15 protein-coding genes are annotated in these 15,160 nt (G+C 65.0%); 12 read left to right on the top strand and 3 right to left on the bottom strand.

The annotated features are described in order from the left end of the window. Positions 1-31: 31 nt before the first annotated feature. The 9 genes from CBI38_RS02385 to CBI38_RS02345 all read left to right on the top strand — a co-directional run bounded on the left by CBI38_RS02385 (position 32) and on the right by CBI38_RS02345 (position 8,309). Positions 32-1,204: an acyl-CoA dehydrogenase family protein gene (locus CBI38_RS02385; protein ID WP_109326079.1), complete on the top strand. Its 1,173-nt coding sequence runs from the start codon at positions 32-34 to the stop codon at positions 1,202-1,204. 77 nt (positions 1,205-1,281) lie between these two features. Then, positions 1,282-1,662: a helix-turn-helix domain-containing protein gene (locus tag CBI38_RS02380; RefSeq protein WP_109326078.1), complete on the top strand. Its 381-nt coding sequence runs from the start codon at positions 1,282-1,284 to the stop codon at positions 1,660-1,662. 272 nt (positions 1,663-1,934) lie between these two features. Beyond that, positions 1,935-2,414: a MaoC family dehydratase gene (locus CBI38_RS02375; protein WP_109326077.1), complete on the top strand. Its 480-nt coding sequence runs from the start codon at positions 1,935-1,937 to the stop codon at positions 2,412-2,414. After that, positions 2,411-4,102 carry a PHA/PHB synthase family protein gene (locus CBI38_RS02370; protein ID WP_109326076.1) on the top strand — a complete coding sequence of 564 codons (1,692 nt, stop codon included), beginning with the start codon at positions 2,411-2,413 and terminating at the stop codon, positions 4,100-4,102. Before CBI38_RS02375 ends, CBI38_RS02370 begins: the two co-directional genes overlap by 4 nt. Before the next feature lie 82 nt (positions 4,103-4,184). Next, positions 4,185-4,490, top strand: a complete 306-nt coding sequence (locus CBI38_RS02365; RefSeq protein ID WP_109326075.1) for a hypothetical protein — start codon at positions 4,185-4,187, stop codon at positions 4,488-4,490. A 90-nt stretch (positions 4,491-4,580) separates the two neighbouring features. Then, a complete protein-coding gene (locus CBI38_RS02360; RefSeq protein WP_162603174.1) occupies positions 4,581-5,762 on the top strand; it encodes an alpha/beta fold hydrolase in 1,182 nt (393 codons plus the stop codon). A 98-nt stretch (positions 5,763-5,860) separates the two neighbouring features. After that, on the top strand, positions 5,861-6,670 hold the full coding sequence (locus CBI38_RS02355; RefSeq protein ID WP_109326073.1) for an enoyl-CoA hydratase: 810 nt from the start codon (positions 5,861-5,863) through the stop codon (positions 6,668-6,670). 125 nt (positions 6,671-6,795) lie between these two features. Beyond that, entirely contained in the window at positions 6,796-7,203 is a 408-nt protein-coding gene (locus tag CBI38_RS02350) for a PPOX class F420-dependent oxidoreductase (RefSeq protein WP_109326072.1), read from the top strand. Positions 7,204-7,232: 29 nt separating this feature from the next. Beyond that, positions 7,233-8,309, top strand: a complete 1,077-nt coding sequence (locus CBI38_RS02345; protein WP_109326064.1) for a S1C family serine protease — start codon at positions 7,233-7,235, stop codon at positions 8,307-8,309. Positions 8,310-8,312: 3 nt separating this feature from the next. On the opposite strand, the gene CBI38_RS02340 is transcribed toward CBI38_RS02345, so the two are convergent. The 3 genes from CBI38_RS02340 to CBI38_RS02330 all read right to left on the bottom strand — a co-directional run bounded on the left by CBI38_RS02340 (position 8,313) and on the right by CBI38_RS02330 (position 10,922). Further along, entirely contained in the window at positions 8,313-9,350 is a 1,038-nt protein-coding gene (locus CBI38_RS02340; protein WP_109326063.1) for an alpha/beta hydrolase, read from the bottom strand. Between the two features lie 130 nt (positions 9,351-9,480). Next, on the bottom strand, positions 9,481-10,338 hold the full coding sequence (locus tag CBI38_RS02335; RefSeq protein ID WP_109326062.1) for a PIN domain-containing protein: 858 nt from the start codon (positions 10,336-10,338) through the stop codon (positions 9,481-9,483). Positions 10,339-10,445: 107 nt separating this feature from the next. Then, positions 10,446-10,922 carry a GtrA family protein gene (locus tag CBI38_RS02330; protein WP_109334807.1) on the bottom strand — a complete coding sequence of 159 codons (477 nt, stop codon included), beginning with the start codon at positions 10,920-10,922 and terminating at the stop codon, positions 10,446-10,448. A 99-nt stretch (positions 10,923-11,021) separates the two neighbouring features. On the opposite strand from CBI38_RS02330, the gene CBI38_RS02325 reads away from it, so the two are divergent. The 3 genes from CBI38_RS02325 to CBI38_RS02315 all read left to right on the top strand — a co-directional run bounded on the left by CBI38_RS02325 (position 11,022) and on the right by CBI38_RS02315 (position 15,117). After that, a complete protein-coding gene (locus CBI38_RS02325) occupies positions 11,022-12,455 on the top strand; it encodes an FAD-binding oxidoreductase (protein ID WP_109326061.1) in 1,434 nt (477 codons plus the stop codon). Continuing rightward, a complete protein-coding gene (locus tag CBI38_RS02320) occupies positions 12,452-13,213 on the top strand; it encodes a decaprenylphospho-beta-D-erythro-pentofuranosid-2-ulose 2-reductase (protein ID WP_109326060.1) in 762 nt (253 codons plus the stop codon). The genes CBI38_RS02325 and CBI38_RS02320 overlap by 4 nt, the downstream gene beginning before the upstream one ends. Before the next feature lie 65 nt (positions 13,214-13,278). Then, positions 13,279-15,117 carry a galactan 5-O-arabinofuranosyltransferase gene (locus tag CBI38_RS02315; protein ID WP_109334806.1) on the top strand — a complete coding sequence of 613 codons (1,839 nt, stop codon included), beginning with the start codon at positions 13,279-13,281 and terminating at the stop codon, positions 15,115-15,117. The last annotated feature ends 43 nt before the right edge of the window (positions 15,118-15,160 follow it).

Here is a 15,160-nt window from a genome sequence, read left to right as displayed (position 1 = left end):
GCGAACCCGACCCTGCTGACGAAAGAACACGATGACCACCACACACTCGGCGTCGACACTGGCGGACTCCGCCTGGATCGACGAGGATCTCGCCGCCGTAGCCGAACTCGCGCGCAACTTCTTCGCCAAGGAGGTGACTCCCCACCAACAGCGCTTTGCCAAGCAGGGATTCCCCGACAGGGACACCTACCGAACGCTCGGCGAACTCGGCCTGTCGGGCATGTCCATTCCCACCGAATACGGCGGGGGTGGTGGCACGTTCGCACACGATGCGGTCCTCTTCCACGAACAGGTGATGGCCGGGGACCACTCGCTTCAGCTGGGCGTCCACTCAGGGATCGTTCCGCACTACCTGAACGCGTACGGAACCGACGAACAGAAATCACGGTGGCTTCCCCGGCTCACCAGCGGTGAGTGGGTGGGTGCGATAGCCATGACCGAACCCGGCACCGGATCGGACCTGCAGAGCATCACTACCAGAGCTGTGCGGGACGGCGACGACTACCTCGTAACCGGCGCAAAAACCTTTATCTCCAACGGGTACAACTGCGACCTCGTCATCATCGCCGCCAAGACCGATACCGCCCTCGGCGCGAAGGGTGTGTCGCTGATCGTCGCCGAAGTCGACAACAACACTCCGGGTTTTACGCGGGGGCGAATCTTCGACAAGGTGGGACAGAAAGGGCAGGACACCACCGAACTGTTCTTCGACGGCGTCCGAGTGCCCGCCGAGAATCTCCTCGGTCCGACCGAGGGTGCCGGCTTCGTCCAACTGATGCAGCAGCTTCCCCAGGAGCGATTGATCTGCGGTGTTGCCGCAGTCGCTGCGATCGAACGCGCGGTCGCCCTCACCGCGGAGTACGCGAAGTCTCGGACGATGTTCGGCAAGACCCTGTTCGACCTGCAGAACACCCGCTTCGAACTGGCCGAGTGCGCCACAATCGCCCGGGTGTCGCGGACCTTCCTCGACGACTGCATCGTCAAGCATCTCCGCGGTGAGCTCGACGTCGCCACGGCCGCAATGGCCAAATACTGGCTCACCGACCAGCAGTGCTCAGTGATCGACCGCTGCGTGCAGCTTTTCGGAGGATACGGCTACATCCTCGAATACCCCATCGCCCAGATGTACGCCGACGCCCGGATCCAGCGCATATACGCCGGATCCAACGAGGTCATGAAGGAACTCATCTCTCGCACGCTCTAGGCGCTCCGCGCCCGTGCGCCTTTCTGGTAGTCCCAGCTACCAGAAAGGCGCACGGGCCGAAGGCCTAGAATGCACTCATGGATCGAGAGGCTCCGCGCGGACTGACACTTGGTGAGTTGATCAGGCGCCAGCGGGAGATGGCCGAGCTCCCGATGCGTCAGTTGGCTGCGATGGTGGGAATCTCGAATCCGTACCTGTCACAGATCGAGCGGAACCTCCGGGAGCCGAGCGACCGCGTCCTGCAGGCCATCGCCGATCAGCTTCATCTTTCCGCTGACATGCTGGTGTCGGAGGCGTCGCGAGCGCAGAAGGACTCCGCTTCCGCAGTGATAACGGCGCTCCGGGAGGACCCGGACCTCACCAATGCGCAGCGGAAGGCAATCGAGGAAATGTACGAGGCCTTCCGGCAGCTCACCGTCGCCAAACGGAAGCGTCCGAGCACCGGACCACAAGACTGACGGCGTCGTGCAGATCACCGACCGCCCACGCTGTGTTGCATGTCACATACCCTGGTAAACATAAGTGTGACGACGAGTCCCCGCAGATAGAGAGGCCGTATGGACCGGCTCGTGCAGCAGTGAAAGTACGCCGACGCAAGTGACCGTGCAGTGTACCCCTCGGTAATATGCAGTTCAAACATTCCTGTGTCAACGTGTGATCGGGCGCTACCGGCGCCATCCCACTCTTCGCCTCTGCGAGATCCGCAGCAAGATCACCTCACAGGAATACCGTGCAGACAGAACACACCACCGCGCGCGCCGTCGCACTCGAAGACCTCCCCACCCTCGTCGGTACCGAACTCGGCACGTCGAGTGCCGTACAGATCACTCAGCAACAGATCAACTTGTTCGCCGATGCGACGAATGATCACCAATGGATCCACACCGATCCCGAGCGCGCGAAGGAAGGTCCGCTCGGGACGACAATTGCACACGGATTCCTCACATTGTCATTGGCACCCAGTTTATTCTGGCAACTGATCGATGTCGTCGACAGCGAGCAGGTGATCAATTGCGGTATTGGCAATGCACGGTTCACGGCGCCCGTTCCCGTCGGTTCTCACCTGCGTTTGACCGCTGAGGTCACCACCGTCAAAGCATGTAGAGGTGGCTACCAGGTGACGTCGGCCCTGACCATGTCCGTCGACGGCTCCGAACGTCCCGCGTGCGTGGCGGACATGACGATTCGATTCTTGGGGAGCAACGTGTGATCGACAACCTGCACAAGAAGATCGCCTCGCGGATCGACCCCATCGGCTGGGGCCCCGCGGTGGCGTCCGTCGCCGGCCGCGCAGCAAAGAATCCTCAGGCCGTCGTCGCCGCGTCGACGAACTACGCCACCCACCTCGCCCACATTCCGGCGGCTGCTGTTCGAGTGTTCAACGACGTCGACCCCCAACCTCCCATCCCGGTCGACCCGAGCGACAAGAGATTCGCCGACGCGGCGTGGCGCGAAAATCCCGCATTCTTCTCTCTGCACCAAAGCTATCTCGCGACTCGTGCACTCGCGGAAGACCTCACAGAGGCGGGCGCGGGAGACGAATTACAGGACGCCAAGGCACGGCAAATCGTGAACCTGATGCTCGACGCCCTGTCGCCCACCAATTTCCCGCTCACCAATCCGGGTGTACTGACCCGCGCGTTCGACACCGGCGGGGCGAGCCTCGTTCGCGGTGCCCTTTTCGCTGCCGAGGACATCATCAAGCGGAAGGGGCAGCCGGTGAAAGTCGATCGGGCCGCCTTCACTCTCGGTGACAACCTTGCAGCCACGCCGGGCAAAGTCGTTTTTCGCAACGACTTGATCGAAGTGATCCAGTACCAACCGCAGACCCCCTCCGTGCATGCGGTCCCGATCCTTGTCTCCCCACCGTGGATCAACAAGTACTACATACTCGATCTCGCGCCGAAACGCAGCCTCATCGAGTGGGCGGTCGCGCACGGGCGCACAGTCTTTGCGATCTCCTACCGCAATCCCGACCGGTCCATGATGGACATCACGATGGACGACTACTACCTTCGCGGGTTCGCTGCCGCCATGGACGTCGTCGAAGAGGTCACCGGTTCGGGGAAGATCGACATCCTCTCCATCTGCCTCGGTGGCGCTATGGCCGCGATGGGAGCGGCCCGTCTCGCTGCAACCGGAGACGACCGCATCAACTCACTGACGATGCTGAACACGCTGCTCGATTACAGCGAGGTCGGCGAGCTGAAACTTCTGGTCGATCCAGACACCCTCGACCGTGTCGAGATGCGTATGCGGCGGCAGGGCTTTCTGTCCGGCGACGAGATGAGTGGCACCTTCGACCTGATCAAGGCCAAAGAGTTGATCTTCAGCTACTGGGTCTCGCGCTGGATGAAGGGCGAAAAGCCGGCCGCGTTCGACATCCTCGCGTGGAACGAGGACAAGACCAGGATGCCCGCCACGATGCACTCCCAGTACCTGCGATCCCTCTACGGCCGAAACGAATTATCCTCTGGGGTATACGTATTGGACGGTCAGCAGCTGGATCTGACGAAGGTCACGTGCGATGCCTACATCGTCGGCGCCGTCAACGACCACATCGTGCCGTGGACCTCGTCGTATAAGAGTGTGCATCTACTCGGCGGAGACGTGCGTTTCGTCCTCACCAACGGGGGCCACATCGCCGGTGCGGTCAATCCACCGAACAACCGGTGCTTCTTCCATGCCGTCGGCGCACCCGATTCGGGCGAACGCCGGACCATGCCCGCGAATCCGGCGGACTGGCAGATTTTGTCCGAGAAGCATTCCGGCTCGTGGTGGGAGGACTGGACACAGTGGTCAGCTTCTCGCGCCGGCGACATGGTGGCACCGCCGGCAGTGGGCAGTGCCAAGCATCCCGTCCTGGCCGAGGCCCCGGGGACGTACGTCTCCCAGTAATCAGGCGACAGGTACGTTAGCAATCAGATTGCTAACCTGCTAATGTGCTCACTGACGTTACCCCCACCCAAGGAGTAAGAACGTGACCACAGCCAAGACAGTCACCGACGCCACCACCGCAGCGGCTGCCGGCCTCAGCAAGGCACTCGACGAATCGACCGAGCGGATCTCATCCCTCAACGAAAAAGTGGTCGACGCCGCGAAGCAGAGCGGAAACCTCTCGCTCGACACCTACGAGAAGGCCCTCGGCAGTGTCCTCGAATTCCAGGAGAAGATCGGCACCAGCAGCAACGTCGAGTGGATCAGTAGCCTCACGAAGGCACAGGTGTCCCTCGTCAACGGGATCAGCACAGCGTTCACCGACGCTGCACGCTCAGTGCTGAAATAACGTGACAGCAGCGATGGCCGGGATGACACATCCCGGCCATCGCCGTCTGCCAGTGAGAGCACGCACATGCACCCGACAGGAGCCAGCTGCATGACGACAGCAGGGAATAGGCACTGGAGAGACCTCGCTCTTTTCCCGCTCGAGGTGGGGGCGGCGGCAGTCGAGGGATGGTCGGGGTACTTGGCAGGACTCTGTCGCCGAAGGGCAAACCCGTTCGACATAGCCGACGACGTGCTCTCGTTCTGGGTAGCGGTGAGCTCGCGCGAATGCCCGAAGTGGGCGCATCACAGTGACGTTGCTCGTCGGGGTCGACTGGCCGATTGCCGCAACTACTCCACCGACGGACGCACCGACCAGATCCCGACCTTGGTGATCCCACCCCACTCGGGTCGCGCCTCCTCGATCGTGGACTATGCGGACGGACGGAGTCTGATGTACACGCTCCGCGAGGCCGGAATCGACAATCTCTACTGCCTCGACTGGCACGGCCGCACTCCCGACAACACCAACGCGTCGATCGACGACTACCTCGACTTGCTCACCGAGACAACCGAGTTCCTGGGCGGCAGGATCAATTTGGTCGGCTTCAGCCAGGGTGGATGGCTTGCCACGATTTTCGCGGCTCTTCATCCCGCCGCGGCCCACTCACTCGTCATCGCAGGTGCGCCGATCGATTTCCACGCCGGACGACCGCACGTCGTCGAGGTGATGGGCAGCTGGTTGCGTGATCCGAGCGCCGCATGGTTACGGGCGTGCGCCGTGGCAATCGCCGGATTGCAGTATCGACTGGGTGAAGCGGCCGGCGTCCCCCTGGGGAGACCTACTGCGGAGTTCGAACACGCCATGACGCTGCTTGCGCACATCGATGAACCGGAGGCCGTGGAACGCTATCTCGAGCGTAGACGGTGGTTCGCATGGTCGCAGCAGTTACCGGACCGATTCCGCGACTGGATGATCGAGGAGCTGTTGACGAATCGGCTGATCTCGAACGAGCTCCGCGTGAAAGCGGGAAACATTACGCTCGAGTCGATTTCGTGTCCCGTCTTCTTGATAGCGGGCTCCGATGACGAGTTCACACCACCCGAGCAGGTGTGGGCGCTGGAACGCCACATCTCCACCCCACCGGGGCACATCACGCGGCGTCTCGTGAAGGGTGGGCACCTGAGCTTGATCATCGACCCCGCCGTTCTCGAGGAAGTGTGGCGGCCGGTGATGCGCTCGGTTGCGGCGCTGTCAGCGACATCGGAGGTCGACCACTCGCCGTCACCATGAACGCGTATCGGGAAAAGTCGCAGCGGAGCCCCAATAACTGAAACGTGTTCTAGTATGGAAGGCGACCGGACACGGGTATCGCCCGCCTAGGAGACGCTGTGAGCTTCGTTCTCGTCGACCATCCACGGCCGGGCGTCGCCCTGGTGACGCTCAATCGCCCGGAACGCATGAATGCGATGGCGTTCGACGTCATGGTGCCGTTTCGGGAAACACTCGAACGGATCAGCCACGACAACGCGATACGAGCCGTCGTGGTCACCGGCGCCGGAAAGGGGTTCTCTTCCGGCGCGGACCAGACGTCCGCGGGCAGCCCGCCGCACATCGACGGCCTGACCCGGCCGACCGTCGCCCTGCGTGCGATGGAGATGCTGGACAACGTCGTACTTGCGCTTCGCCGCATGCACCAGCCAGTGATCAGCGCAGTCAACGGTGCCGCCATCGGCGGTGGGCTGTGCCTCGCGCTCGCATCCGACGTCCGGATCGCCTCGGACGCCGCCTATTTCCGCGCCGCCGGGATCAACAACGGGCTCACCGCGAGCGAGTTGGGACTCAGCTACCTACTTCCCCGCGCGATCGGCTCGTCCCGTGCCTTCGAGATCATGCTGTCGGGCCGGGACGTCCACGCCGAGGAAGCCGAGCGGATCGGCTTGGTGTCGCGGTGCGTGCCTGCCGACGACCTACTGGGCGCGTGCTTCGACCTGGCCGAGCGGATGGCGACGTTCTCCCGTCCGGGCCTGGAGCTGACCAAGCGCACCCTGTGGTCGGGACTCGACGCGGCATCGCTGGAGTCCCATATCCACCAGGAAGGTCTCGGGCAACTCCTCGTGCGACTGCTCACCGACAACTTCGAGGAAGCCACCGCCGCCCGCAAGGAGGACCGCACTCCCCGGTTCCGCGACACCCGATAGGCACGGGATATGCGGGGCGCTGCGCTGGTTTGGTGAACTTCAGTTCCCGGTCCGCGGGTGAGCGCGGGGTAGTCGGGGTATCTTTCGCACTGGAACGTGAGCGCACCACCCGACGAGAGGTCACCATGCCGAAGCCTCCCCTCCCGCAGGAGGCCGCCGAGATGTTCGCGCGGCCCAATTACGCCACCATCACCGCCGTCCGGCCGGACGGGCAGCCCGTGTCAGTGGCCACCTGGTACCTCTACGAGGACGGGAAAGTGCTGGTCAACATGGATTCGGGGCGAAAGCGGCTCGACTATCTGCGCCACGATCCGCGGGTGAGCCTCACTGCGATGGACCCACAGGACTGGATCACCCACGTCAGCATCCAGGGGCGGGTAGTCAAGCTGCTCGACGACGAGAATCTCGACGACATCGACCGCATCGCCAGGCACTACACCGGCAACCCGTATCCGGTCCGGGACCGGGCCCGGGTGAGCGCATGGATCGACATCGACACCTGGCACGGTTGGGGATCTCTGAAACAGTCGTGAGCCGCACCCCTCGACGGAGGTAGCCGGGCATGCCGAGCTCCCGCACCACATCGGTCGTCGCCGTGGCGGTGGCGGTGGTCGGCGGTGTCCTCCTGAACCCGCTGCCGGTTCGGGAGGCGGGCGTGCCCACGGTGAGCGTGGCTCAGCCCGCCGCCCCCGCCCCACCTCCGCCGGTCGTCCTCACCCCCGAGGAGATCGAGGCACGCGTCGTACCGGTCATCGTCACGCTCGTCGCGGATTCGGGACTCGTCGACACCGCAGGTACGGGCATCGTGCTGACACCCGACGGCGTCGTTCTCACCAATCATCACGTGATCGACGGCGCACTCGACATCAGCGCGGTCACCCTCGCCGACGGTGCGGATTACGTGGTGGACGTCCTGGGCTACGACAGCTCGCGCGACATCGCGGTGCTCCAACTTCAAGGCGCGGATTCGCTGCCCACGGCAACGCTGGCGACCTCGCCCGCCACCCGGATCGGTGACCCCGTGACAGCCGTGGGCAACGCCGAGGGCAACGGATATCCGGTGGCGGCGAGAGGATTCGTGACCGACGTTGGCCAGTCGATCACCGCGAGAAGCTCGACCGACGGTTCCCGGAACCGGTTGAGCGGCTTGATCGAAGTGGACGCCGCAGTGCGCCCGGGCGACTCGGGCGGTCCCCTCGTCGACGCCACCGCCACCGTGATCGGGGTCAACACCGCGGGCAACGCGGACTCCGATCCGTCGACCCCTCCACCCGCGCAACCACGTTCGTATGCCGTCCCCATCACCACCGCGATGGCCGTCGTCGATCAGGTCCGAGCCGGCAGGACGTCATCCACCGTACACCTCGGTGACACAGCACTTCTCGGCATCAACGTTACGAACAACGAGCGGGGCGCCGAAGTGCTGTGGGTCGGCATCGGGACCCCGGCAGACGACGCGGGACTCGAGATCGGCAGCATCATTACCGATTTCGATGGAGCACCCGTCCGCTCGTCGACCGAACTCAGCGAACGCATGAACACGAAACACCCCGGCGACACGGTGTCGGTGGTCTGGCTCGACGACCGCGGGCAGTCGCAGGCAGCCACCATCGTCCTCGACGAGGGTCCGCCGCGCTGACCGTCACGCCGTGGCGCCCTGCACCATCCCGTCGTCACGCCGGACACGGACAGCCACGAATCTGGCGATCCGCCGCAGCACCGCACGACTTTCCGGCAGCCCCGGCCACAGCGCCGGAAAAGCATGCACCTGCCCGTCCCAGATCTGCAACGTGGTCGCCACTCCCGCGGCGCTGAGCCGGTGCGCCATCAACTCCGAATCCGACCGCAGCACTTCACCTTCCGCGGCGATCAGCAACGACGGCGGCATTCCCACCAGATTGCCGTTCACCGGCGACAACGCGGGGTCGAGCACGCCGTCGACCTCGGCTCCGAGCTTCCCGATGGTGACCAGCGCCTCGATCGGTGCGAACACGTCCTTCGCCGCGTTGACGTGCACCGACTTCTCCGCGCAGTCCAGATCGAGCAACGGGGACAACCCGATGAGTCCGGCAGGCAGATCGACGCCCTCCTCACGGGCTTTCAGCGCCGTCGCGAACACCAGGAACCCGCCTGCGGAATCGCCGGCAAAGACCGTCCCGCCCGCCCGGGCACCGTTCTCGAGCAGCCACTTGTACGCCGTCAGGCAGTCGTCGACCGATCCGCTGATGTTCGTGTCGGGCAACTGCCGGTAGCCCACGTGCATCACCGGCAGTCCGGTGAGTTTCGCGATGGTTGCCACCACCGGCCTGTGCGTGTTCAGGCCACAACAGAGGAATCCACCCCCGTGAAGGTAGAGAACGACGCCCTCGCTCAGGTCCGGGGAGACTCCGGGAGCGCGCACGACCTCGGCGTCGAAGCCGGGCAGTCGAACTTTCTGTCGGCGAATACCGGCCGCGGGCCGCATTCCCGCGGCCAGGTCGAGCAGTGCCGCACGGCGGATGGCGGACTCGTTGATCGGGGCCATTCGGACGACAGGGCGGAGAAACCAGCGACAGGCCTGGTAGAGGAGCTGGGATTCGATACTCGGCCCGGCGAGTCGGGCACCGGGCCGGTACTGCACCGTCGGTTTCCCGATCCGCTGTTCCGCAGGTGTGTGGCGGTCGTTCGGCACAGATCCCATGCCCGCTCCCTCGTCGCCGACGCCCGTCTTCGTTGACGCGCGTCTCTCCACGGTAGAAGTATCCGGCGCCGCGTTTGTCCCGCATCGGCGCATCGGCATCGAGTCGTGACCAGCCGGGTAGCGAGCCGGATCAGCCGAAATCGACGTCGTCGAGCTCCTCGACGACGCTCACGCGCCGGGTGCGCCCCCCGATCATCTTCCCGAGGCCGCGGCGCCCACCGTTGTCTGCCTTCCCGGACGGCGGAATGCGCTGAGGTGCGGCGCGGGGGCGCGGCACGGTGACCGGCGGCGGGCTCGGTATCAGCGGCCGCTCCCGTTCCACGGGCGACGCAGGAGGAGGCACCGAACTGTCGAGGATGACCGGTTCGGGCTCCGGGCCGGGTAGGTCCTCGGTGTGGAGGTCCACCTCGGCCAGGCTGGTCGCCCACCACACACGCCCGTCCAATCGGCGTTCCCGCAGTTCGGCTGCGATCTCGTCGTGCCATACCGAGGGCTCACCGCCCCCGAAAGATCGGGTGTTGGCACTGACCCACACGACACCGTCCGGGTGACGATCGGCCAGATCGAGGACAGTCAGCCAGTTCACCGTCGCCGCGTAGCCGTCGTACCTCTTCTTCTCCCGGTAGGGGCGGCGGCGCTGGACGGCGCGCTGGGCAATCTCCACGTGCGAGCACCCCACCGGCTCGATCACCTCGACGCCGATCTTCTCCAATTCGCGGGCGAGGGCGACCACGTAGCCGCCGGCCTTCGCACGGGCCACATCGACGAACAGGGACAGGTCGTCCCGCAGTCCGAGCCGGTCGTACATCCTGGCCTGGACGGTGAGCGCTTCGATCATCGCCGCCGACTCCCGCTGGTACCGGTCGGCGATCTCGAGGAGAACGAGCCGGGGAACCGCGACCCGGACACCCCGGTCCACGGCCGTGCGCACGAAAGTCTCGAAACGCGAATCTCGCGTGACCGCCGATGTATCGAGAACTATGAGCATTGCCCGATTGTGCAGGAGAATCCCACCCGCGCAGCCGCTGTCGCCGGGTCGTTATGCAATCTCGATCACGACGAAAGCACCGCAGGAACTGTCTCGAGGCCGGGCGGTCAGCGGATTTTGAAGATCACCGCGCGCTGGACGACGAAGTTGATGACCGTTGCCGTCCCCTGCGCAATGACGAACGCCAACGGCAAGCGCCACCACTCGTCGGGGAATGCCTGGTACATGACCCAGTTGAGACCCACCTGCACCGCGAAGGTCACCGCATAGAGGATCACGACCGCGACGAAACGGGCCCGGCTCGGTTCCGCTTTGAACGTCCACCGGCGGTTGATCAAATAGGCGGTGGTGGTGCCGGCGATGAAGCTGATCGACTTGGCCACGTTGATGGGCAGTCCCACCAGTTCGAGGAGCAACCAGTACAGGCCGAAGTCGACGATCGCCGACAACCCGCCGGTCAGGACGAACCGCACGATCTGCGTCTTCAGGTCTAGTGAGTCGTCCGCGATGTTCTCGGTGACGGGAATCTCGACCGGGAGGGGAACGTGATGTTCGTGCTCGTGACTCCGCTTGGTTTCTGACACGACGACGAGAGTAACCACCCGTGCGTACTTGTTAACCCCCCACTGTTGATAAGTACGCACAGGGCCGGTGGGTCCTACCGCCAGGTAGCCTCTATCTCGATGTCCACGACAGCAGAAGAGACGCCCACCCAGGCGCTCCCCACACAGACCCGCACCCTCACCGGCTGGGGACGCACCGCGCCCACCACGGCGCAGGTGCTGTCCACTCCCGATGTCGACGTGATCGCTCGAGCGGTCGCCCAGGTCGCGGAGAAGAACGAGTCGAAGCCCTCTCACCTGCAGCGCGGGGTGATCGCCCGCGGTCTCGGCCGCTCGTACGGCGACCCCGCACAGAATGCCGGCGGCCTGGTCATCGACATGAATGCGCTGAACCGCATTCACCGCATCGACCGCGAGACCCATCTGGTGGACGTCGATGCCGGCGTCAACCTGGACCAGCTGATGAAAGCCGCCCTGCCGTTCGGCCTGTGGGTCCCGGTGCTGCCCGGCACCCGCCAGGTCACCATCGGCGGCGCCATCGGCTCCGATATCCACGGGAAGAACCATCACAGCGCGGGCAGCTTCGGCAACCACGTCGTGTCGCTGGATCTGCTCACCGCCGACGGCCAGGTGCGCAAGCTCACGCCGAAGGGCGGCCGCAACGACCCCAAGGGCGCGCTGTTCTGGGCGACGATCGGCGGCATGGGCCTGACGGGCATCATCCTCCGGGCGACCATCAAGATGACGCCCACCGAGACGGCGTACTTCATCGCCGACGGCGACGTCACGGGCAGCCTCGACGAGACGATCGCCCTGCACAGCGACGGCAGCGAGGCGAACTACGAGTACTCGAGCGCGTGGTTCGACGCCATCGCGGCGCCGCCGAAGCTCGGCCGCGCCGCGATCTCACGCGGCTCCCTGGCCAAGCTCGACCAGTTGCCGGAGAAGCTGCAGAAGAATCCGCTGGCGTTCGACGCACCGCAGTTGATGACCTTCCCCGACATCTTCCCGAACGGGCTGGCCAACAAGTTCAACTTCTCGCTGATCGGCGAGCTGTGGTTCCGTAAGTCCGGGACCTACCGCGGCAAGGTTCAGAACTTGACGCAGTTCTATCACCCGCTCGACATGTTCGGGGAGTGGAACCGTGCGTACGGTTCCAACGGCTTCCTGCAGTACCAGTTCGTGGTGCCGCCGGAGGCAGTCGACGAGTTCAAGGCGATCATCCGCGACATCCAGAAGTCGGGACATCACTCGTTCCTCAACGTGTTCAAGCTGTTCGGTGAGGGCAACCAGGCGCCGCTGAGTTTCCCGATCCCCGGTTGGAACATCTGCGTCGACTTCCGGATCAAGCCGGGCTTGAACGAGTTCGTCACCGAGCTCGACAAGCGCGTGCTGAAGTTCGGCGGACGCCTCTACACCGCCAAGGATTCGCGGACCACCGCCGAGACCTTCCATTCCATGTACCCGCGGATCGACGAGTGGATCGCCACCCGCCGCAAGTACGACCCCACCAATGTCTTCGCCTCCGATATGTCCAGAAGGTTGGAACTGTGATCAACGCCGTCGGGAACCCGCAAACCCTCCTGCTCCTCGGTGGCACCTCCGAGATCGGTCTCGCCATCTGCGAGGAGTACCTGAAGAAGGCTCCGATGCGGGTGATCCTCGCCGCTCTGCCCGGCGACCCCGGCCGGGGCGCCGCAGTGGCGCAGCTGACGGCTGCCGGAGCGAACTCCGTCGACGTCATCGACTTCGACGCCGTCGACACCGAAAGCCACCCGAAAGTCATCGACGAAGCCTGGGCGAAGGGGGACGTCGACGTCGCCATTGTCGCGTTCGGCCTGCTCGGTGACGCCGAGGAACTGTGGCAGAACCAGCGCAAGGCCGTCCAGATCGCCGAGGTCAACTACACGGCAGCGGTGTCGGTGGGCGTGCTGGTCGGCGAGAAGATGAAGGCGCAGGGCTACGGCCAGATCATCGCCATGTCGTCCGCCGCAGGCGAGCGTGTACGCCGGTCGAACTTCGTATACGGCTCGACCAAGGCCGGACTCGACGGTTTCTACCTGGGCCTCGGTGAGGCACTGCGCGAGTTCGGGCCCCGCGTCCTCGTGATCCGTCCCGGTCAGGTCCGCACCCGGATGTCCGCGGATGTGAAGGAAGCCCCGCTCACCGTGAACAAGGAAGACGTGGCCAAGCTGGCCGTCGCGTCGGCGGAGAAGGGCAAGGAGCTGGTCTGGGCGCCGGGCGCCTTCCGGTACGTGATGATGATCCTGCGGCACATCCCGCGACCGATCTTCAAGAAGCTGCCCATCTAAGCTTCGCCCTCGTGACGGAAGCACGCGTAGCCCCCGCCCGTCGGGCACTGTCGACCGCCGCCGAGATGTTTTCGGCGGCGGTCGTCGCCGCAGTGGTCGCGGCGGTCGGACTCGTCGCGTTCGCGCGAGTGCAGTGGCCGGCCTTCAGTTCGTCCAACGTGACGCAGGCTGTCACCACCGTCGGCCAGGTGCTGGCCGTCACCGGTATCGCTGTGTCGGTGCTGCTCGTGCGGCGCCACCGGGCAGTGCGGTTCGCGAGGCTGCTGTCGTGGGCGAGCCTGTCCGGGTTCGTGACGGTGACGCTCGGCCTCCCGCTCGCCGCAACCCGGCTGTACCTCCACGGCGTCTCCGTCGATCAGGAATTTCGCACCGAGTACCTGACACGGCTCACCGACTCCCCCGCGTTGCGCGACATGACGTACGCGGACCTGCCGCCGTACTACCCGGCGGGGTGGTTCTGGGTCGGCGGACGGGTCGCCGACCTACTCGGTATGGACGGCTGGGAAGCGTTCAAGCCCTATGCCATCGGGTCGCTGGCCGTGGCTGCCGTGGTGGCACTCGTGTTGTGGAGCAACCTGATCCGGCACGACCTGGCGATCGTCGTCTCACTCGCGACCGCAGCGCTGGTCGTGGCATACGGTTCTCCCGAGCCCTACGGGGCGATCATCGCACTCCTGATCGGGCCCGCCCTCGTTCTGGCTTGGGGTGGGCTGCACCGGGAGTCCGGGCGCGGCGGCTGGGGCGCGGTGATCGGCACCGGACTCTTCCTCGGTCTCGCCGCAACCTTCTACACGCTCTACCTCGGCCTGGCCGCCTTCGCGGTGACCCTGCTCGCGGTGCTCGCCGCCGCACTCCGGGTGCGAACGCAGAGAACGTGGCGGGGGGCGATCGACCCGCTTCTCCGGTTGGCCGTGGTGGCGGTGGTGTCCGGACTCATTGCCCTCCTGGTCTGGGGTCCGTATCTCCTCGAAGTGATCCACGGCTCGCCTGCCGCTTCGGGAACTGCGCTGCACTACCTGCCCGAAGCGGGTGCGCGTCTCCCCCTGCCGATGATCCACTTCTCGCTGACGGGCGCCCTGTGCCTACTCGGGACCATCTGGCTGGTCGGCCGGGCAACCACGTCGCGTCGCGCGCAGGCGCTCGGGGTCGGGGTGGTGGCCATCTACATGTGGTCGATGATGTCGATGGCTCTCGCCGCTCTCGGCAACACCCTCCTGTCCTTCCGGCTCGAGCCGGTGTTGATCGTCCTGCTCGGTGCGGCAGGTGTGTTCGGATTCGTCGAGTTCGCCGGCTGGCTCCTGCTGGCCACCAGTGACAATCCCCGAGTTCGTGGCGCGATTCTGGTGATCGGCGTGCTGGGCGGGCTCTCCTTCGTCCAGAACATTCCCCGGCACCTCGATTCCGACATCGCCGTCGCCTACACCGACACCGACGGCAACGGTGAGCGCGCCGACAAACGTCCGCCCGGGGCGGCCGCGCATTTCGCCGAGGTGGACGAACTCGTGCAGGAGCAGATCCCGCGCGAACGTGACGACACGGTGGTCCTGACCGCCGACACCACCTTCCTCAGCTTTTACCCGTATCTCGGGTTCCAGGCACTGACGTCCCACTATTCGAACCCGTTGGCCGACTTCGCCGGTCGCGCACAGACCATCGCGGACTGGAGTGAACTCGACACGCCCGACCAATTGGTATCGGCCCTCGACGCATCGCCGTGGCGCGCCCCCGACGCCTTCGTTTTCCGCCAGGGCCCCGACGGGTACACCTTGCGCCTCGCGGAGGACGTCTACCCCAACGATCCGAACGTTCGCCGCTACACGGTGACGTTCCCGAAGGAACTGTTCGACGACCCCCGATTCACGGTGTCCGAAACCGGACCCTTCGTGGTGGTCACACGAAACTGATCGGTCGGTCCGCGTTTATTCCGGCTCGAGCGAGGGAATTCCG

Origin of the sequence: Rhodococcus oxybenzonivorans (assembly GCF_003130705.1) — a bacterium.
In the GTDB taxonomy this organism is placed as follows: domain Bacteria; phylum Actinomycetota; class Actinomycetes; order Mycobacteriales; family Mycobacteriaceae; genus Rhodococcus_F; species Rhodococcus_F oxybenzonivorans.
Note: the sequence above shows the minus strand (reverse complement) of the source record. Positions and strands in the feature narration are given on the sequence as shown.